The sequence below is a fragment of the Microbacterium hydrocarbonoxydans genome, from assembly GCF_000956475.1.
Classification (GTDB): Bacteria; Actinomycetota; Actinomycetes; order Actinomycetales; family Microbacteriaceae; genus Microbacterium; species Microbacterium hydrocarbonoxydans_A.
In genome coordinates this window covers 896,539-914,158 of the sequence record NZ_JYJB01000010.1, presented here as the reverse complement: position 1 = coordinate 914,158, position 17,620 = coordinate 896,539, and the positions used below count along the sequence as shown (strand labels likewise).

The following is a 17,620-nucleotide window of genomic DNA, read 5'->3' as shown; positions in this document are numbered from 1 at the left end:
TCGCAGGGTCAGCGCCAGCGGGCGCGCTCGTACTGGGGAGGCCAGACCACGTCGGCGCCGAGTTCATGGGCGGCGCGCAGGCCGAAATGCGGATCGCGCAGCCACTCGCGGCCGGCGAAGATCGCATCGGCGTGGCCGTCGGCGAGCACCTGCTCGGCCTGGGCCGCCGCGGTGATCAGGCCGACCGCGGTCGTGGGGATGCGGCCGCCCTGTCGGACGGCTCCGGCGAGGTCGACCTGGTAGCCGGGGAACACACTGATCTGCTGATGGGCGACGAGCCCGCCGCTGGAGACGTCGATGAGGTCGGCGCCGTGCTCCTGCGCCCACATGGCGACCGTCGTCGCCTCCTCGGCGTCGAAACCTCCGGGTGCGTGGTCTGTGGCCGAGATGCGCACGAACACCGGCACGTCGGCGCCGACCTCGGCGCGCACCGCGTCGACGACCCGGAGCAGCAGCCGGGCCCTGTTCTCGAGCGAGCCGCCGTACTCGTCGGTGCGAAGATTCGACAGCGGCGAGAGGAACTGGTGCAGCAGGTAGCCGTGTGCGCCATGGATCTCGATGACGTCGAAACCGGCATCCACAGCGCGACGTGCGGCGGCTGCGAAGGCGGTGACGATCCCGTCGATGCCCGCGGCGTCGACTGCGACCGGCTCGGCGAAGCCCTCGAAGGCCACGGCGGAGGGCGCGGCGGTCGTCCAGCCGCCCTCTGACACAGGAACGGAGCCGCGCTCCGCGGCCCACGGCCACCAGGTCGACGCCTTGCGTCCGGCGTGCGCGAGCTGGATGCCGGCGTGCGCACCCCGATCGTGGATCGCCTGCACCACCGGCGCCCAGGCATCCCGCTGCTCGTCGTTCCAGATCCCCGCGTCCCTAGGTGAGATCCGCCCCTCAGGAACCACGGCGGTCGCCTCGGCGACGACGAGGCCGGCGCCGCCGGATGCGAACTGCGCGAGGTGCGTGTGATGCCACTCCTGCACCACGCCGTCGACGGCGCTGTACATGCACATCGGCGACACCCACAGGCGGTTGCGGAACGTGACGGATCTGATGGTCGAGGGGGAGAAGAGGATGCTCACGATACGACGGTAGTGTCTTCCAGACCGGTGCAGGGCCGTCGCACTAACGTGGAGTCATGGTCGAAGTCCGCACCTGGTCGCGCAGCGACACCGCGCAGTTCGTGCGCATGCCCGTGCCGCGCGACGACAAGTACTCTCGCGGCGTCGTGGCGCTGCGCACCGGCTCGTCCGCGTACCCAGGCGCCGCGGTGCTCGGAGTCGAAGCGGCGTGGCGCGCCGGAGCGGGGTACGTCAGATACGTCGGAGAAGGGCGGGCCGCGGATGCCGTGCTCGCGCGCCGCCCCGAGACGGTCGCCGCGGCCGACATCGGCCGCACGCGCGTCGGCGCCTGGGTCATCGGCTCCGGCACCGATCCCGCCGGGCGATCGGATGCCGAGACGGCCGCGCTGCGTGAGATCCTCGCCGGCGACGTGCCCGTCGTGATCGATGCGGGAGCACTGGACCTCGTGACGGGAGCTGCCGCGCCGTTCGTGATCACCCCGCACGCCGGAGAGTTCGCTCGTCTGCAGGAGACGATGGGTCTCCGTGGCGGTGCGTCTGAGAGCCCCGAGGAGGCCGTGGTCAGGGTCGCGAGAGCGATCGGCGGCGCGGTGCTGCTCAAGGGATCGCGCACTCTGGTCGCGGACGAGTCCGGCCATGTCATCGCCGTGGAGGAGAACACGCCCTGGCTCGCCACCGCGGGTACCGGCGACGTCCTGGCGGGAGTGATCGGCGCGGTGCTCGCGGCCAACCCTGAACGGCCCGTCTCGGAGGCGGCCGCATCCGGCGCCTGGCTGCACGGCCACGCCGCCCGGATCGCGTCCGGGGTCGTCTCCGCCGCGGATCCGGGCCATCCCGTGGTCGCCCTCGACGTGGCGGACGCCCTGCCGCGGGCCGTCGCGGACGTCCTCGCGTGACGCGGTCCGCCGGTGTGCGCGCGGCGGTTCTGTGGACCGCGTTCCTGCTCGCACACGCTGTCACCGCGGTGGCCGGGTGGATCTACCCCAGCCAGCCGATGGGCGACGTCGTGCTCGTGTACGAGCCGTGGGCCGCGTCGGCGCTGAGCGGCGGCCCTGTCGTCGGGGTCACGGAGACCTGGGTGTACCCGCAGCTCGCTCTCGTCCCGATGGTCATCGCGAAGATCCTCTCGCTGCCTCTCGTCGCGGGACTCGGAGCCTCTGCGGCCTATCTGATCGCCTGGGCGGTCATGGTCACCGCGCTCGACGCTCTCGCGTTCGCAGTACTCACGCGCGGTTCCTCCGCCCAGCCGCGCCGGGTTGCGGCATGGTTCTGGTGCGGTGCTCTGCTGCTGCTCGGGCCGATCGCGCTGTACCGGATCGACGCGGTCACCGTGCCCCTCGCAGTGATCGGCGGACTATGGCTCACACGTCGCCCCATGGTCGCCGCCGCGCTGCTCGCAGCGGGCGCGTGGATCAAGATCTGGCCGGGCGCGCTGCTGGTCGCCGCGATCATCGCCGCCAGGGCACGGGTGCGGATGCTGTTGGCCGCCGCGCTCGTCACAGCGGGCGTGATCGCAGCGCTGTACCTGCTCGGTGCCCGTTCCGAGATCGTCGGCTTCCTGTCCGAGCAGACCGGCCGCGGACTGCAGATCGAGGCGGTGGCAGCGACGCCCTTCCTGTGGCTCGCGCGCACCGGGGCAGCCCGCATCGAGTACAGCTTCGACATCCTCACCTTCCAGATCGCTGCTCCCGGCGCGGAAGCCGTGGGCTCCCTCCTCACACCGCTGATGCTCCTGGTCGTGGTCGTCATCGCCGCGATCGGCGCAGTGAAAGCCCTCAGACGAGCGAGTTTCTCGCGGCTCTTCCCGCCTCTTGCTCTGTCGCTCGTCGTCGCTCTGATCGTCGTGAACAAGGTCGGCTCACCCCAGTTCCAGGCCTGGCTGTTCGCTCCCATGATCCTCTGGCTGGTCCTGGATCGCGCCCGCGCGAAGGCCCCGGCCGCGATCGTGCTGGTGCTGGCCGGGCTGACCTGCCTGGTCTACCCGCTGAACTACGACGCGCTGCTGCGCGCGGAATTCCTGCCGGTGCTCGTGCTCAGCATCCGCAACGTCCTGCTCCTCGTGCTTCTCGCCGTCGGCATCCGCTCGCTCCTGCGCGTGCCATCCACCTCGCCCACCCTCAAGGAGTGACCATGCTCATCGCCTTCGCCGTCGCGCCCAGCGGCACACCTGCAGACGGGATCGACCGTGACGACGCGTCCGTGCACGACGCCGTGGCCGCTGCCGTCAAAGTCGTGCGCGACTCCGGCCTCCCGCACCGCACGACCAGCATGTTCACCGAGATCGAGGGGCCCGACTGGGACACGGTGATGGACGTCGTCAAGCGCGCGACCGAGGCCGTGATGCCGTTCGGGTCGCGAGTGTCGCTCGTGCTGAAGGCCGACATCCGGCCCGGGTACACCGGCGAGCTCGACGCGAAGGTCGAGCGGCTGGAGCAGGCCATCGAGGACTCGACCGCCCGGTAGGCTTGTCGGGTGAATCCCTCTCTCGACAAGAGGGGTGCGGCGAAGAGGGCGCTCCTCTCCCTCGCCATAGGCAGTTTCGGCATCGGCATGACCGAGTTCGTCGTCATGGGCCTGCTTCCCGACATCGCCGCCGACCTGCTGCCGACGCTCTGGTCGTCCAGTCCTGAAGACGCGCTCAGCCAGGCAGGCTGGCTGATCTCGCTCTACGCGCTCGGCGTCGTGGTGGGCGCTCCCACCATCGCCGGATTCGTCGCGCGCTCTCCGCGGCACCGCGTGATGATCGGCCTCGCGCTCGCCCTGACGGTCTTCAATGCGCTCACGGTCGTGCTGCCCACCTTCGAGCTCGTCGGCGCCTCCCGGTTCCTCGCCGGACTCCCGCACGGCGCCTACTTCGGCATCGGCGCTCTCGTGGCCGCCGACGTGATGGGACCGGGCAACAGGGCCAAGGGAGTGGCGTTCATCCTCACGGGCCTCACGATCGCCAATGTCGTCGGCGTGCCGATCGGCACGTTCCTCGGCCAGCAGTGGGGCTGGCGGGTGGCGTTCGGTGTCGTGGCGGGCGTCTTCGCCCTCGCGACGGTCTGCATCGGGTTCTTCGTGCCCGAGCACGCGGGCGAGCCGGGGCGCACGATGCGCGCCGAGCTGCGGGTGTTCCGCATCGCGCAGGTGTGGTTCGCCCTCGGTGTCGGCGCGATCGGCTTCGGCGGATTCTTCGCCGTCTACAGCTACATCGCGCCCGTCGTCACCGAGGTCGCAGGCTCGCCCGCGTGGGTCGTGCCGATCGTGCTCGTGCTGATGGGGCTCGGCATGACGGTGGGCAACCTCGTCGGCGGTCATCTCGCCGACATCAGCGTCAAGCGCACGCTTCTGCTCGGTCTCGCCGTCCTGGCGGTCGTCCTCGTGCTGCTGGCGCTGCTGTCGGGCTGGATCGTGACCCTCGCCATCATGGTGTTCGTGGTCGGCTTCGTGTCGTCGGTGCTCAGCCCGACCATCCAGACGCGTCTGATGGACGTGGCGGAGGACAACCAGTCGATCGCCGCAGCGCTGAATCACTCCGCGCTGAACATCGGCAACAGCCTCGGCGCCTTCCTCGGCGGCGCGGTCATCGCGATCGGCTGGGGGTTCACCGCACCCGCCTGGACCGGAGCCGCCCTCGCGGTGGCCGGTCTGCTGATCGCGCTTCTGTCGTATCGCGTGGGGGCGACCAGGAGCGCTCAGACCCGGTCGTAGAGTGAGGGGATGGACGTCCCCGAAGAGCTGCCGGTCGCGGGAACGGTCGTCCTGCTGCGCACGGGAGCGCACGGCATGGAGGTGCTGCTGATGCGGCGCCCTGAGCGCGGATCGTTCGGCGGGGCATGGGTGTTCCCCGGCGGCAAGGTCGAGGACATCGATCGGATGCCGGATTCGTCGGAGGCCGACGATGCGAGAAGAGCAGGCATCCGGGAGACCTTCGAAGAGGTCGGGCTCGTCGTCAGCGACCTCGTGGCGCTGTCGCGCTGGGTACCTCCCCCCGAGGCTCCGCGTCGCATCCGAACCTGGTTCTTCGTTGCCCGGGCTGCGGGTGATGACGTGCACGCCGCAGCAGACGAGGTCGTCGAGCACGTCTGGATCACCCCGGCAGCAGCGCTGGATCAGCACGCGGCGGGGGCGTGGACGATGTTTCCGCCGACCTGGATGACCCTGCACGATCTCACGACCTTCGGCGACGTCTCAGCGGTGCTCGCCGCGGCCGGCCGCCACCGCAGCTTCGCGACCCGAGTCGACGGCACCGCGTTCGTGTGGGAGGGGCTCCGGCTCGAGACGCGTGAACTGCCGTGGCGGCTACGCGCGGAGTAGCCGGCTCAGGTGCCTGCCGACGGCATCGGTCTCGATGAGGAAGCCGTCATGCCCGAAGTCGCTGGTCAGCACCACAGCCTCGTTGCCGTCGAGGGTGTTCGGGATGCTGCGCGCGATGCGGTGCTGCCCGTCGACGGGGAAGAGCCGGTCGCTGTCGATGCCGAGCACGAGCGTCTTCGCGGTCACGGTGCGCAGCGCCTCCTCGACGCCACCGCGGTCGCGTCCGACGTCGTGCGAGTTCATCGCCTCGACGAGGGCCACATAGCTGTTGGCGTCGAAACGGCGGGTGAACTTGTTGCCGTGGAAGTCGAGGTACGACTCCACGGCGAAGCGTCCGCCGTGCCCGAGCGGGGAGACGTCCGACTGCCAGGACCGCTGGAAGCGCTGGTTGAGCTCGATCGGGCTGCGGTAGTTCAGCAGCGCCATGCGGCGAGCGAGTGCGAGGCCCTTGTGCGGGCCGTCGCCGTCGGAGAGGTCGTAGTACTCGCCGCCCAGGAACCGCGGGTCCATGCGGATGGTCTCGAGCTGCACCGTGTTGAGGGCGATCTGATCTGCCGTCGTGATCGGAGGGGAGGAGAGCACGGCGAGCCGCTCGACCCGCTCGGGGTGCATGATCGACCACTCGAGAGCGTGCATGCCGCCCATCGAGCCGCCGATGACCGCGGCCCAGGCGTCGATGCCGAGTGCGTCCGCGAGGCGCACCTGCGCGGCCACCTGGTCGCGGATCGTGAGGTACGGAAACCGCGAGGCCCACTCGTAGCCGTTCGGGGCGATGCTCGCGGGGCCCGTCGAGCCCTGGCATCCGCCCAGCATGTTCGGCGCGATCACGAACCATCGTTCGGTGTCCAGCGGCGCGCCGGGCCCGACGATGTCCTCCCACCAGCCCGCTGTGGGGTGACCCGCTCCGGCATCCCCGCGGACGTGGCTGTCGCCGGTGAGCGCGTGCAGCACGAGGATCGCGTTGTCGCGGGCCTCGTTGAGCTCGCCCCAGGTCTCGAAGGCCAGGCGGATGCCGGGCAGCTCTGCGCCGCTCTCGGTGCGGAACGGGCCGGAGGAGGCGAACTGACGCCCTCCGATCGGATCGCCGTCGCGCCACGCGCCGGTCGCCGGCGGCCTCGCGCGGAGCAGGCGGACGTCGGCCTCCGTCACCGGCGCCGAGGGCACCGTGTCTTCCGAGGTCGTCTGCCAGTCCATGGTTCCATTCTCGCCCGGCGCACGGGCGGTCCGGCGAAGGTTACGCCGTCGTAGAGGAAGAGGTGCCCCGGACCGGAGTCCGGGGCACCTCTGCCTCTGAGGAGGAGCCCTTCGATCCCCACGCCCACTCCGCCCATCGCTGCGCGCTGGGCCGAGCCTCGGGGCGCGTGGGCCCGGCTCAGGGGCCTCAGGCGCGAGCGGCCTCCGACACGCGGCGCGCCGCGGCGAGAGCCTGGTCGAGGTCGGCCTTGAGGTCCTCGATGTTCTCGATGCCCACAGACAGGCGCACGAGGCCGGGCGTGACGCCGGCGGTCAGCTGCTGCTCAGGGGTGAGCTGCGCGTGCGTGGTGGACGCCGGGTGGATGACGAGCGAGCGCACATCGCCGATGTTGGCGAGGTGGCTGAACAGCGACAGGCTGTTCACGAACTCGCGCCCGGCCTCGACACCGCCCTTGAGCTCGAACGAGAGCACGGCGCCGACGCCCTTGGGCGCGTAGGTGTTCGCCGCCGCATACCACGGGGACGAGGGCAGGCCGGAGTAGTTGACCGTCGCGACATCGTCGCGGTTATCGAGCCACTCGGCGATCTCCTGCGCGTTCTGCACGTGGCGCTCGATGCGCAGCGACAGCGTCTCGATGCCCTGGATCAGGTTCCAGGCGCTCTGCGGGGCGATGGCCGATCCGAGGTCGCGGAGCAGCTGCACGCGCGCCTTGATGATGTAGGCCAGCGGGTCGCCGACAGCCGTGGTGTAGCTCGCGCCGTGGTAGGAGGGGTCCGGAACGGTGAGGCCCGGGAACTTGTCGACGTTCTTCGACCACTCGAACGTTCCGCCGTCGATGATCGCACCGCCGATCGTGGTGCCGTGACCGCCGAGGAACTTCGTGACCGAGTGGATGACGATGTCGGCGCCGTGCTCGAACGGGCGGATCAGGTACGGGGTCGCGATCGTGTTGTCGACGATGAGCGGCACACCGCTCTCGTGTGCGATGTCCGCGACCGTGCGGATGTCGAGCACGTTGATCTGCGGGTTGCCGATCGTCTCGGCGAAGAACAGCTTCGTGTTCGGGCGGACGGCGCGACGCCACTCCTCGGGGTCGTCCTGGTTCTCGACGAACGTGACCTCGATGCCGAGCTTGGCGAGCGTGTACTTGAAGAGGTTGTAGGTGCCGCCGTAGATCGAGCTCGATGCGACGAAGTGGTCGCCCGCCTCGGCGATGTTCAGGATCGCGAAGGTCGACGCGGCCTGGCCGCTCGAGAGCACCAGCGCACCCGTGCCGCCCTCGAGGGCCGCGAGACGCTGCTCGAGCACGTCCTGCGTGGGGTTCTGGATGCGGGTGTAGATGTTGCCGAACTCCGCGAGCGCGAAGAGGTTCGCGGCGTGGTCCGCACTGTCGAACACGTAGGACGTGGTCTGGTAGATCGGCGTGGCACGAGCCTTGGTCACCGGGTCGGGAGCGGCGCCGGAGTGGATCTGCTTGGTCTCGAAACGCCAGGTCTCGGGTGCGGACATGTTGTTCCCCCTGGAACGTGAAAAGCGGAAGGGCGGCGGATGCCGTTGCTGAGAGAGTACGGAACAAGCTCGTCTGTCAACAACGGATGGGAAATGTGACGTAACAACCCCGCTTCCGTGTTCCGAGGCGGAACGTCGTACGGTGGAGGCATGGTGAACAGGCGTGCAGTGGTGACGGGTGCGAGTTCCGGGATCGGCGAGGCGACGGTGCGCGCCCTGCGAGCCCGGGGATGGGATGTCGTCGGCGTCGCCCGGCGCGCTGACCGCCTGGCGGCGCTCGCCGAGGAGACCGGTGCGCAGGTGATCGCCTGCGACCTGACGGACGCGGATGCCGTCGCGGAGCTCGTGTCGGAGGTCGCAGACACAGGGCCGGTGCACGCTCTGGTGCAGGTGGCCGGAGGCGCTCGCGGCACCGACCGCGTCGAGGACGCATCCGTGGACGACTGGCAGTGGATGTACGACGCGAACGTGCTCGCCAGCCAGCGCCTCGTCGCAGGATTCCTGCCTCTCCTTCGTCGCACGGCCGCGGCCGACGGCCACGCCGACACCGTGTTCGTCACATCGACCGCTGCGCAGGTCGCCTACGCCGGAGGCGGCGGCTACAACGCGGCCAAGGCCGCGCAGGCGATGCTCGTGCACGCCCTGCGCCTCGAACTGAACGGCGAGCCCATCCGGGTCTCCGAGATCGCACCGGGCATGGTGCACACCGAGGAGTTCGCGCTCAACCGTCTCCGGGGCGACGCGATCGCCGCGGAGGCCGTCTACTCGGGCGTCGAGGCGCCGCTGGAGGCCTCCGATGTCGCCGACGTCATCGCCTACGCGCTCGATGCACCAGGACACGTGAACCTCGACCTGATCACGATGCGCCCGGTCGCGCAGTCGGCGAACCACCTGCTCGCACGCGGGCCGCTGCGCGTGCGCACGGGCGAGTGATGCCCGGCCGCACTCTCGCCGAGCTGGCAGCAGACGGGCAGATCGATCAGGGCTGGGCCGAGGCTCTCGCGCCCGCACAGCCTCTGATCACCGAGCTCGGGCAGCGGCTGCGTGAGGAACAGGCCGCCGGCAGAGGCTATCTGCCTGCGGGGCCGCACGTGCTCCGCGCATTCCAGCGCCCTCTCGCCGACGTCAAGGTCCTGATCACCGGACAGGATCCCTATCCGACGCCCGGGCACCCCATCGGGCTGTCGTTCGCGGTGGACCGCGAGGTGCGCCCGGTGCCGAGGAGCCTCGGCAACATCTACAAGGAGCGTCAGGACGATCTCGGCCTCCCTCCGGCGCCCCACGGCGACCTCACGGCGTGGAGCGATCAGGGCGTGCTGCTCCTGAACCGCGTGCTCACGGTGCGTCCCGGCGAGGCGGCGTCGCACCGGGGCTGGGGCTGGGAGAAGGTCACCGAGCTCGCGATCCGTGCGCTCGTGGCGCGCGAGCGCCCGCTCGTCGCGATCCTGTGGGGGAGGGACGCCGCAGGCCTCCAGTCCCTCCTCGGCGACACGCCGACGATCGCATCGGCGCATCCCTCTCCGCTCTCGGCCAGTCGCGGCTTCTTCGGCTCGCGGCCGTTCTCCAGGGCGAACGCGCTGCTCGAGCAGCAGGGAGCGCAGCCGGTCGACTGGCGCGTCTTCGGCGAGCACGCTCTAGGCTGAGCGCATGCAGTTCGAACCCGGCGATCGACGGCGCGTGCTGCCGCGTCACCTGCGTCCGGTTGCGGCCCCGGAGGTGTTCGCGTATGCGATCCGTCCTGCCAGGGCGTCCGATCTCCCGCACATCCGCGAGATCTACAACCACTTCGTGAGCAACTCCGTCGTGACCCTCGATGAGGGGCGCAGCAGCATCCCGTACTGGCGTGAGAAGTTCGCGCTGCTCACCCGGTTGCAGCTGCCCTTTCTCGTGGCCGTATCGCCCGGCGGGGTTGTTCTCGGCTACGCGGTCGCGCAGCCCTGGGCGGGCAAGAACGCCTACCGCTACACGGTCGAGGACTCGATCTACCTGGGCCCCGGTGCCGGAGGCAAGGGCCTCGGCGCCGTGCTGCTGCAGGCGCTGATCGACGCGTGCGAGCAGCGCGGCATCCGCGAGATGGTGGCCGTGATCAGCGACAGCAAGGCGGAGGCGTCGATCCGACTGCACGCCAAGCTCGGATTCGTCGAGGCGGGGCGCATGGGCCGAGTGGGGCACAAGTTCGGCCGCGATCTCGGCACGATCTACATGAAGAAGGCTCTGAAGCCGGTGCGGCGACGCAAGCTCTTCGGCTCAGGCCGCTGAACCGGGGATCACCGGGATCGCCGCCAGCAGCGCCTTCGTGTAGGCCTCCTGCGGATGCCGCAGGACCTCTTCGGTCGAGCCGCGCTCCACGATCAGGCCGTCCTTCATGACGACGACCGTGTCGCACAGGTTCTGGACCACGCCGATGTCGTGCGAGACCATGACCAGGGTGAGACCGGCATCTCGGCGCAGCTCCATCAGCAGCGCGAGGATCTGCGCCCGCACGGTGACGTCGAGCGCCGACAGCGGCTCGTCGCCGACCAGGATGCTCGGTCGGTGCACGATGGCGCGCGCCAGGGCGATGCGCTGGCGCTGGCCTCCGGAGAACTCGTGCGGATAGCGATCGGCCATCCCCGCTTCCAGACCCACCTGCTCGAGGACCTCCCTGATCCTCGCCGGATGATCCTCCTCCTCGATGCCCAGGGCCCACAGCGGCTCGCCGATGATCTGCGCTGCGGTCATCCGCGGGTCGAGCGAGGCATAGGGGTCCTGGAAGACGAGCCCGGTGCGCCGGCGCAACCAGTGCAGGGAACGAGCGGACGCCGCCGCATCGACTCTTCGTCCGTCGATCGTCACGGTGCCCGCCGTCGGACGATCGAGGCCGAGCAGCAGCTTGACCAGTGTGGACTTGCCCGATCCGGACTCTCCGATGATCCCGACCGATGATCCTTCGACGACGTCGAGATCGGTCGGAGCGAGCGCGGTCTGCGTGCGCGTGCGCTCCCACGCCGACCGCTTGGGCACGACGAACTCCCGGCTCAGGCCACGGGTCTCGATCAGGCTCATTCCTGGCCTCCGTCCGGTCGCCAGAGTGTCGCTGTCGCGTCGCGCAGCAGTCCCTGCGTGATCGGAGACGACGGCGCCGTGAGCAGCGTCTCAACGGATGCCGACTCGACGACGTGCCCGTGCTCGAGCACGACGCCCTCGGTCGCGACCTGTGCGAGCACGGCCAGGTCGTGCGTGATGAACATCAGCGACATGCCCTCGTTCTCCACGAGGTCGAGGAGCAGCCGGAGGATCTCTGCCTGGATCGTGACATCCAGCGCCGTGGTCGGCTCGTCGGCGATCAGGAGTTTCGGGCGGCACGCGAGGGCCATCGCGATCGCGACGCGCTGCCGCTGGCCGCCCGAGAGCTGATGCGGATACCGATCGACGATGCGCTCCGGATCGGGAAGGCGCACGCGTGCGGCCTCGGCGATGGCGCGCTCGCGCGCCTCACGGCGCCCGATGCCGGTGTGGATGCGGATCGACTCGGCGATCTGCCGGCCGACCGTGCGGATCGGATTCAGGGCTGTGCGCGGCTCCTGGAACACGATGCCGATGTCGTCGCCGCGCAGCGTCGCGAGTTCGCGGTCGGGCATGCCGATCAGCTCTGTGCCGTTCCAGCGGATGCTGCCGCTCGCTCGGGCCCCGTCGGGCAGCAGCCCGAGCACCGCGAGGGCTGTGAGGGACTTGCCCGACCCCGATTCGCCGATCAGGCCGAGTCTCGAGCCGTCAGGGACATCGAAGGAGATCCCGTCGACGACCCGGCGTCCGTCGATCTCGAGCACGAGGTCGTGCACACTCAGGCTCATGCGACCACCCCCGGTGTGTGCACCTCGGCGGCGCGATGGCGCAGGGTGGGATCCGTCGCCTCGCGCAGCCCGTCGCCCAGGAGGTTGAGCGCCAGCACCGTGATCGTGATGGCGAGGCCTGGCCAGATCACAGAGAGCGGATGCACCCCGATGTAGCGCTGCAGATCCGCGAGCAGCAGTCCCCAGCTGGGCTCTGTCACGGACGCGCCGAAGCCGAGGTACGACAGGCCCGCCTCGGCGAGCACGGCGACCGCCATCGACCATGACAGCTGCACGATGAACACCGGGGCGACGTTGGGGAGCAGGTGTCGAATCAGGCTCTGGCCTGTCGTGAGGCCTGAGGCGCGTGCGGCGAGCACGAAGTCGCTCTGCTGCACCCTTCGGAGCTCGGGGCGAGTGACGCGGGCGATGTTCACGCCGAAGCCGATCCCGACCGACCAGATCACGACCCAGAGCGAGCCGCCCCACACGGAGGAGATCATCATGGCGATGAGCAGCACGGGGAAGGCGATCAGGATGTCCACCAGCACCGCGATCGTCTCGCGCAGCCAGCGGGCGGTGAGTGCCCCGAGAGCCGCCAGAGCGATGCCGACGAGGGTCGCGACCACGCCCGCTCCGATGCTGACGAACGCGGTGGTGCGCGCGCCCGCCATGATCAGACTGAGGATGTCCCGGCCGGTATCGTCGGTGCCGAGCAGGTGCGGCCAGCCCGGCGGCATCCAGCGGTCCTTGATCTCCGAGGCCTGCGGGTCGAATGGCGTCCAGATCAGCGACGCCAGTGCGAGCAGCGCGATGATCGACACGACGATCACGCCGAAGCATCCGGTCGATGTCGCCCACAGGCGGCGGAGCCAGAGCGGCATCACGACGCCTCCCGCTGCCGGGGGTCGATGGCGCGGTGCAGCAGGTCGACGACGAATCCGACGACCAGCACGAACCCTGTGAGCACCAGCAGCTCGCTCTGCACCTTGATGAGGTCGCGCGTGCCCACGTCGGCGACCAGCATCCGTCCGATGCCGGGGAGCGTGAACAGCTGCTCGATCACCACCGAGCCGACGATGATTCCGGCGATCTGGAGTCCGAGCACGGTGATGATGGACAGGCCGACGGCAGGGATGCCGTGCTGGATCAGTGCGCGCGTGCGGGTGAGGCCTTTTGCCGCGGCGGTGCGGACGAAGTCCTGACCGGCCGCCTGCAGGGTCGCGCTGCGGACGAATCGCATGAGCATGGCGCCCTCGACGATGCCGATCGTGAGGGCAGGGAGCAGGAGCGACTCCAGCGCCTTCCCGGGGGTGGACCAGCCGGTCCGGGGGAAGCCCTGGGGCGGCAGAGCGCCCAGCCACACCGAGAACACGACGATCAGCATCATGCCTGCCCATACGACGGGCACGGCGGCGAGCGCCTGCGCGCCCACACTGAGCGCGGTGCCGGTGCGGCGTCCGCGCAGCAGCGCCGACAGGATTCCGAAGGGCACGGCGATCACAACGGCGATCAGGAGCGCGAGCAGCCCGAGCGGAACCGTCACCTGCGCCTTGAGGGCGAGCTCTTCACCCACGGATGCTCCCGAGAGCAGCGAGGTGCCGAGATCTCCGCGCAGGATGCCGCCGATCCATTCGACGTACTGTGCGGGCAGCGGGCGGTTCAGCCCCAGGGACTCGCGGAGCGCATCGACCTCCGCGGGGGACGCCTGGGTTCCGGCGATGAGCTGCGCGACATCTCCGGGGAAGACCCGGAGCGTCAGGAAGATGAGCACGCTCGACACGAGGAGCCCTGCGATGAGCAGGGCCCCTCGGACGAGCGCGTAGCGGAGCACCTGACGGTTACTTCTCGGTGCTGACGGTGACGCCGGCGAGGTCGATGCGCGAGTTGATGGAGTCCTTCGGGAACCCGGACACTGCGGGGCTCACCGCGGTGATGGTCTCGCCGTTGTAGAGCCAGTCCGCGGCGTGGTCCTCGGAGACGATCTTCGCGGCCTCGGCCAGGAGCTTCGCAGACTCGTCGGCGTCGACGGTCTCGAGCGCCTTCGTGTAGAGGCTCTGCACCTCGGGGTTGTCGTAGCCGAAGTAGTAGTCGGGGTTCGCGAAGTTGCCGAAGTCGCGGGGCTCGACGTGCAGCACGAAGCTCAGGTCGTAGTCGTGGTTCGTATAGACGTCTTCGAGCCAGGCCGGGAACTCGACCGATTCGACCTCGAGCGTGACGCCGACCTTCGCGAAGTCGGAGATCAGGACCTTCGGAACCGTGGTGCCGTAGAACGAGGGGATCGTCAGAGTGAGCTCGAGATCTTCCTGGCCTGCCTCCTTGAGGAGCGCCTTGGCCTTCTCCGGGTCGTAGGAGATCACGCCGGACAGGTCCTGATAGCCGGGGTCGAGCTCGGGGATCGGACCGTACAGCGTGGTGCCGGCGCCGACGGCCTCGACGAGCGCCTCGTGGTCGATCGCCAGGCGCAGCGCCTCGCGCACCCGCACGTCATCGAGGGGCGCCTTGGCGTTGTTGAACGCCAGGGTGGCCTTGTCGGTGGTGCGGCCGGTGGTCAGCGTGAAGTCCGTGCCCTCGAACTCGGAGACGAGGTTCGGGTCGACGGCGGTGAGCACCTGCACCCCGCCGTCGAGTGCGGTGTTCACGCCGGCCGTGAAGTCGGGGATGTACTGGAACTCGACCTCCGCGACGCCGGCCTTCTCTCCCCAGTAGGAGTCGTTGCGGGCGAACGTGATGGCGTTGCCCTTGCTCCACCGGGTGAGCGTGAACGGACCGGTGCCGTTCTCGGCCGTCTTGAGGTCGGTGGTGTCACCGGCCTGGAACACAAGCCCGGCGGGGCCCGTGAGGGAGAAGAGGAAGTTCTGGTTCGGCTTGTTCAGCACGATCTGCACGGTCGCGGCGTCCGGCGCCGTGATCGAGGCCACGTCGGCGAACTCGGCGTTGCCCTGCACCGTCGCATCGGTGCGGACGGCTTCATACGATGCCACCACATCGGCGGAGGTGAGTGCTGTGCCGTTGTGGAAGGTGATGCCGTCGTTCAGAGTGAACGTGTATGTCAGGCCGTCGGAGGACACCTCGTAGTCGGAGGCCAGGCGCGCTTCGATCTCGTTGTCCTCTGTGCGGCTGACCAGGCCCTCGTAGATGTTGTCGATGAGGATCTGCTCGAGGGCGGCGCCGCTGGTGTGGCGGATGTCCAGGTTGGTCGGCTCGAGAACGAGGCCGACCTGCAGCGTGGCGTCGGGGTCGGGCTTTCCGGGTGAGGTGGCTCCGGGGTCGGGAGCGGCGGTGCCGGTGCAGGCGCTGAGGATCACGGCGGTGGCCGCGATCGCGGAGATCAGCGCGAGTCGTCGGGTGCGACGGAACATGGGATTTCCTCTCGGTCGGCAGGTGCTGTGTGCCGGTGGGTCGAGCTTAGAGAAGGGCGAGCGGGTACGGGCGGGATGTGGAACGGAACGTCACAGAACGGCGGAGATGAGTGCGGCGAGTTCGGTGGGTGCGGTCTCCTGCACGTTGTGGGTGGCGTCGATCGTGATGACGCGCGCCGGCGGCACGCGGCGCTGGAACTCGGCTGCGTCCGCATCGCTCACGAAGCCTCTTGTCGCCCTGACCAGCGTGATCGGCGCGGAGGCGGCAGCCAGGTCGCCCCACCCGCTCTCGTGTCGTGCTGAGGGCGACGCGGGCGTGCCGGCGTCGTGGGCGGCGAGCGCCTGTGCCGCCAGGTGGGCGAAGTGGTGCTTCCACTCCACGCGGCCGTCGTCGCGGATGCGCGTGTTGAGGAAGACGCCGCGTTCGGTCTCAGGGCGTGTGCCGCCGAAGCCGAGCGAGATCGCCTTGTCGACGAGTTCGTCACGGGTGGCGAAGTCGGTCGGCCCCTCGTAGAAGGCGCGAAGCGCCGCGGGGCCGGCGGTGACGTCGATGCCGGGGGTGATGTCGACCACCATGATCTCGGACACGAGGTCGGGACGGGATGCGGCGAGGGCCGCAGCCGTGAGCCCGCCGAGGGACTGGCCGACGACGATCTGCGGTTGCGTCGTCCAGGCGTCCAGCGCCTGCGCGACGTCGGCGGCGAGCGGGCCGGCGGTGTAGTCGGCGTCGTCTCGCCATGAGGAGTCGCCGTGACCTGCGAGGTCGATCGCGAGGAGCGGATGCTGCAGCGCCAGCGCCGTGGTGTCCCAGGTGTGCGCGTTGAGTCCCGCGCCGTGCAGCAGCGTGACCCGGGGAGGTTCGGTGCCGAAGCGCAGAGCGCTCAGCATCCGGCCGTCGGGAAGCTCGAGCGAGAGCCGCTCGACGCGGGGGAGCGGAACGCCGAGAGCGTCGGCCTGTGCGGGAAGATAGCGGAACTCGCTGGTGTCGGTCGCCACGTCCATATTCTGCTCCCGGGGCATCCCGTCCACGAAACCGGAGATCAATCTGCTCACCAATGTGCGGCTAATAGTGATTATTTTGCTAGGAGAGCGCCGAGTAGGATCAGCGATCTGCATTCCGACTGGAGAACCTTTGTCGACCGTCGCTGACGGCGCGGCGAATATCATTGAGGCATGAGTGAGACGCGAGTGCACCTCTCCAAGACCGAACCGGCCGCCTACCACGCCCTCGACGAGTTCTCGAAGACCGTCGGCGAGATCTGCGCCGCCAACGGCATCGACGATCGACTCAAGGAGCTCGTCATGCTGCACTGCTCCCAGCTCAACGGGTGCAGCTTCTGCACGCGCATCCATGTCGACCGCGCGCTCAAGGCAGGGCTCGACGCCGACGAGCTCATGCAGATCGCGACTTGGCGTGAGAGCGGTGTGTTCACCGATCGCGAGCGAGCAGCCCTCGAGCTCGCAGAGGCATTCACGTTCATCGCCGAAGAGGGCATCTCAGACGAGGTCTACGACCGGGTCGGCAGCGTGTTCACAGAGAAGGAGTACGCGGCGCTGAGCTGGGCATGCGTCTCGATCAATGCCTTCAACAGGATCGTCATCGCGGGTCGCTACCCGGTGCCGCCGCGCTCGCCGCAGGCGCAGGTATGACCGTCCTCGACATCGAGGGCGTCTCGAACGTCAGGGACGTCGGCGGCATGGCGGCGGCGGGTGGCCGCATCCGGTCGGGGATGCTCCTCCGGTCGGGACAGCTGTCGGGTGCGACACCTGCCGGTGCGACCGAGCTGAGCGAGTTGATCGCACACATCGTCGACCTGCGTGACGGCGAGGAGATCGCGGCGGAGCCGACAGGCATCGAAGGGCCGGCGACGACGCACCTGCCGCTGTTCCTCGGCTCAGTGCGCTCCTTCTTCGACGCCGACACGAGCCTCGACGACCTCTACCTGCACCTGCTCGAGGAGAGCGGCGAGCGACTCGTCGAGGCGATCCGGATCATCGCCAGGGGCGAGCCGACGCTCGTTCACTGCACGGTGGGGAAGGACCGCACCGGTGTCACCGTGGCTCTCGCCCTCGCCGCAGTCGACGCCGATCGCGACGCGATCATCGCGGACTACGCTCTCACGGAGTCTCACCTGCCGCGGGAGCGCACGCAGCGCATCGCGGCGTATCTGCGTGCCCAGCATCCCGACGCGGTGCACGCGGTCGCTCTCGCGACTCGATCGCCCGCTCCCGTGATGCGGGCGCTGCTCGAGAAGATCGACGAGCGTTGGGGCTCGGCTGCCGGATACCTCCGCGCCAACGGGATGACGGATGCAGAACTCGGCGCCCTGAAGGCCGCTCTGGTCGAATCGTCGTCCGAAGGTTAGG

The 17,620-nt window shown here is 69.4% G+C and carries 19 protein-coding genes; 10 read left to right on the top strand and 9 right to left on the bottom strand.

All coding sequences use genetic code 11. From position 1 onward, the window contains the following. Positions 1–8: 8 nt before the first annotated feature. The gene (locus tag RS84_RS17040) at positions 9–1,076 is read right to left on the bottom strand and encodes an NADH:flavin oxidoreductase/NADH oxidase (RefSeq protein ID WP_045258924.1); all 1,068 of its coding nucleotides are present in this window, start codon (positions 1,074–1,076) and stop codon (positions 9–11) included. Between the two features lie 56 nt (positions 1,077–1,132). Between RS84_RS17040 and RS84_RS17035 the strand changes: the two genes are divergently transcribed. From RS84_RS17035 to RS84_RS17015, 5 genes are read left to right on the top strand one after another with little or no spacing between them, the layout of a single operon-like run. Beyond that, a complete protein-coding gene (locus tag RS84_RS17035; RefSeq protein WP_045258923.1) occupies positions 1,133–1,972 on the top strand; it encodes an NAD(P)H-hydrate dehydratase in 840 nt (279 codons plus the stop codon). After that, complete coding sequence (locus RS84_RS17030; RefSeq protein WP_235281517.1) at positions 1,969–3,204, top strand: hypothetical protein; 1,236 nt, start codon at positions 1,969–1,971, stop codon at positions 3,202–3,204. Before RS84_RS17035 ends, RS84_RS17030 begins: the two co-directional genes overlap by 4 nt. A gap of 2 nt (positions 3,205–3,206) precedes the next feature. Next, positions 3,207–3,539: an MTH1187 family thiamine-binding protein gene (locus RS84_RS17025; RefSeq protein ID WP_045258922.1), complete on the top strand. Its 333-nt coding sequence runs from the start codon at positions 3,207–3,209 to the stop codon at positions 3,537–3,539. Between the two features lie 9 nt (positions 3,540–3,548). Continuing rightward, complete coding sequence (locus RS84_RS17020) at positions 3,549–4,769, top strand: MFS transporter (protein WP_045258921.1); 1,221 nt, start codon at positions 3,549–3,551, stop codon at positions 4,767–4,769. Between the two features lie 9 nt (positions 4,770–4,778). Beyond that, on the top strand, positions 4,779–5,375 hold the full coding sequence (locus RS84_RS17015; RefSeq protein ID WP_045258920.1) for an NUDIX hydrolase: 597 nt from the start codon (positions 4,779–4,781) through the stop codon (positions 5,373–5,375). Here the strand turns inward: RS84_RS17015 and metX are convergent. Both metX and RS84_RS17005 read right to left on the bottom strand, forming a co-directional pair. Next, positions 5,361–6,569 (bottom strand): homoserine O-acetyltransferase MetX, encoded by a 1,209-nt coding sequence (metX, locus tag RS84_RS17010; protein WP_045258919.1) that lies wholly within the window; start codon positions 6,567–6,569, stop codon positions 5,361–5,363. The two genes, RS84_RS17015 and metX, sit on opposite strands and share 15 nt — an antisense overlap. Before the next feature lie 187 nt (positions 6,570–6,756). Further along, on the bottom strand, positions 6,757–8,079 hold the full coding sequence (locus RS84_RS17005; RefSeq protein WP_045258918.1) for a bifunctional o-acetylhomoserine/o-acetylserine sulfhydrylase: 1,323 nt from the start codon (positions 8,077–8,079) through the stop codon (positions 6,757–6,759). A 150-nt stretch (positions 8,080–8,229) separates the two neighbouring features. Here RS84_RS17005 and RS84_RS17000 point away from each other — a divergent pair, with 150 nt between their 5' ends. Genes RS84_RS17000 through RS84_RS16990 form a run of 3 tightly spaced genes read left to right on the top strand, consistent with a single transcriptional unit; the run spans position 8,230 to position 10,338 of the window. Continuing rightward, entirely contained in the window at positions 8,230–9,012 is a 783-nt protein-coding gene (locus tag RS84_RS17000; protein ID WP_045258917.1) for an SDR family oxidoreductase, read from the top strand. Beyond that, a complete protein-coding gene (locus RS84_RS16995) occupies positions 9,012–9,722 on the top strand; it encodes a uracil-DNA glycosylase (protein ID WP_045258916.1) in 711 nt (236 codons plus the stop codon). The genes RS84_RS17000 and RS84_RS16995 overlap by 1 nt, the downstream gene beginning before the upstream one ends. 4 nt (positions 9,723–9,726) lie before the next feature. After that, entirely contained in the window at positions 9,727–10,338 is a 612-nt protein-coding gene (locus tag RS84_RS16990; protein ID WP_045258915.1) for a GNAT family N-acetyltransferase, read from the top strand. Here the strand turns inward: RS84_RS16990 and RS84_RS16985 are convergent. The 6 genes from RS84_RS16985 to RS84_RS16960 all read right to left on the bottom strand — a co-directional run bounded on the left by RS84_RS16985 (position 10,327) and on the right by RS84_RS16960 (position 16,255). Continuing rightward, positions 10,327–11,124, bottom strand: coding sequence for an ABC transporter ATP-binding protein (locus RS84_RS16985; RefSeq protein WP_082062242.1), 798 nt, complete (start codon positions 11,122–11,124; stop codon positions 10,327–10,329). The two genes, RS84_RS16990 and RS84_RS16985, sit on opposite strands and share 12 nt — an antisense overlap. Further along, on the bottom strand, positions 11,121–11,912 hold the full coding sequence (locus RS84_RS16980; RefSeq protein ID WP_045258914.1) for an ATP-binding cassette domain-containing protein: 792 nt from the start codon (positions 11,910–11,912) through the stop codon (positions 11,121–11,123). The genes RS84_RS16985 and RS84_RS16980 overlap by 4 nt, the downstream gene beginning before the upstream one ends. After that, positions 11,909–12,775: an ABC transporter permease gene (locus RS84_RS16975; protein ID WP_045258913.1), complete on the bottom strand. Its 867-nt coding sequence runs from the start codon at positions 12,773–12,775 to the stop codon at positions 11,909–11,911. Before RS84_RS16975 ends, RS84_RS16980 begins: the two co-directional genes overlap by 4 nt. Next, positions 12,775–13,725 carry an ABC transporter permease gene (locus RS84_RS16970; protein ID WP_045258912.1) on the bottom strand — a complete coding sequence of 317 codons (951 nt, stop codon included), beginning with the start codon at positions 13,723–13,725 and terminating at the stop codon, positions 12,775–12,777. The genes RS84_RS16975 and RS84_RS16970 overlap by 1 nt, the downstream gene beginning before the upstream one ends. A gap of 7 nt (positions 13,726–13,732) precedes the next feature. After that, complete coding sequence (locus RS84_RS16965; protein ID WP_045258911.1) at positions 13,733–15,253, bottom strand: ABC transporter substrate-binding protein; 1,521 nt, start codon at positions 15,251–15,253, stop codon at positions 13,733–13,735. A 90-nt stretch (positions 15,254–15,343) separates the two neighbouring features. Then, a complete protein-coding gene (locus RS84_RS16960) occupies positions 15,344–16,255 on the bottom strand; it encodes an alpha/beta fold hydrolase (RefSeq protein WP_045258910.1) in 912 nt (303 codons plus the stop codon). 171 nt (positions 16,256–16,426) lie between these two features. Here RS84_RS16960 and RS84_RS16955 point away from each other — a divergent pair, with 171 nt between their 5' ends. Further along, positions 16,427–16,903: a carboxymuconolactone decarboxylase family protein gene (locus RS84_RS16955; RefSeq protein WP_045258909.1), complete on the top strand. Its 477-nt coding sequence runs from the start codon at positions 16,427–16,429 to the stop codon at positions 16,901–16,903. Then, positions 16,900–17,619: a tyrosine-protein phosphatase gene (locus tag RS84_RS16950; RefSeq protein WP_045258908.1), complete on the top strand. Its 720-nt coding sequence runs from the start codon at positions 16,900–16,902 to the stop codon at positions 17,617–17,619. The genes RS84_RS16955 and RS84_RS16950 overlap by 4 nt, the downstream gene beginning before the upstream one ends. Position 17,620 lies beyond the last annotated feature (1 nt).

Excerpts from the sequence above, each read along its gene's own strand:
- RS84_RS17035 (WP_045258923.1), top strand. The coding sequence starts at position 1,133 with ATGGTCGAAGTCCGCACCTGGTCGCGCAGCGACACCGCGCAGTTCGTG.
- RS84_RS17025 (WP_045258922.1), top strand. The coding sequence starts at position 3,207 with ATGCTCATCGCCTTCGCCGTCGCGCCCAGCGGCACACCTGCAGACGGG.
- RS84_RS17015 (WP_045258920.1), top strand. The coding sequence starts at position 4,779 with ATGGACGTCCCCGAAGAGCTGCCGGTCGCGGGAACGGTCGTCCTGCTG.
- metX (WP_045258919.1), bottom strand. The coding sequence starts at position 6,569 with ATGGACTGGCAGACGACCTCGGAAGACACGGTGCCCTCGGCGCCGGTG.
- RS84_RS17005 (WP_045258918.1), bottom strand. The coding sequence starts at position 8,079 with ATGTCCGCACCCGAGACCTGGCGTTTCGAGACCAAGCAGATCCACTCC.
- RS84_RS17000 (WP_045258917.1), top strand. The coding sequence starts at position 8,230 with ATGGTGAACAGGCGTGCAGTGGTGACGGGTGCGAGTTCCGGGATCGGC.
- RS84_RS16995 (WP_045258916.1), top strand. The coding sequence starts at position 9,012 with ATGCCCGGCCGCACTCTCGCCGAGCTGGCAGCAGACGGGCAGATCGAT.
- RS84_RS16990 (WP_045258915.1), top strand. The coding sequence starts at position 9,727 with ATGCAGTTCGAACCCGGCGATCGACGGCGCGTGCTGCCGCGTCACCTG.
- RS84_RS16985 (WP_082062242.1), bottom strand. The coding sequence starts at position 11,124 with ATGAGCCTGATCGAGACCCGTGGCCTGAGCCGGGAGTTCGTCGTGCCC.
- RS84_RS16980 (WP_045258914.1), bottom strand. The coding sequence starts at position 11,912 with ATGAGCCTGAGTGTGCACGACCTCGTGCTCGAGATCGACGGACGCCGG.
- RS84_RS16975 (WP_045258913.1), bottom strand. The coding sequence starts at position 12,775 with ATGCCGCTCTGGCTCCGCCGCCTGTGGGCGACATCGACCGGATGCTTC.
- RS84_RS16965 (WP_045258911.1), bottom strand. The coding sequence starts at position 15,253 with ATGTTCCGTCGCACCCGACGACTCGCGCTGATCTCCGCGATCGCGGCC.
- RS84_RS16960 (WP_045258910.1), bottom strand. The coding sequence starts at position 16,255 with ATGGACGTGGCGACCGACACCAGCGAGTTCCGCTATCTTCCCGCACAG.
- RS84_RS16955 (WP_045258909.1), top strand. The coding sequence starts at position 16,427 with ATGAGTGAGACGCGAGTGCACCTCTCCAAGACCGAACCGGCCGCCTAC.
- RS84_RS16950 (WP_045258908.1), top strand. The coding sequence starts at position 16,900 with ATGACCGTCCTCGACATCGAGGGCGTCTCGAACGTCAGGGACGTCGGC.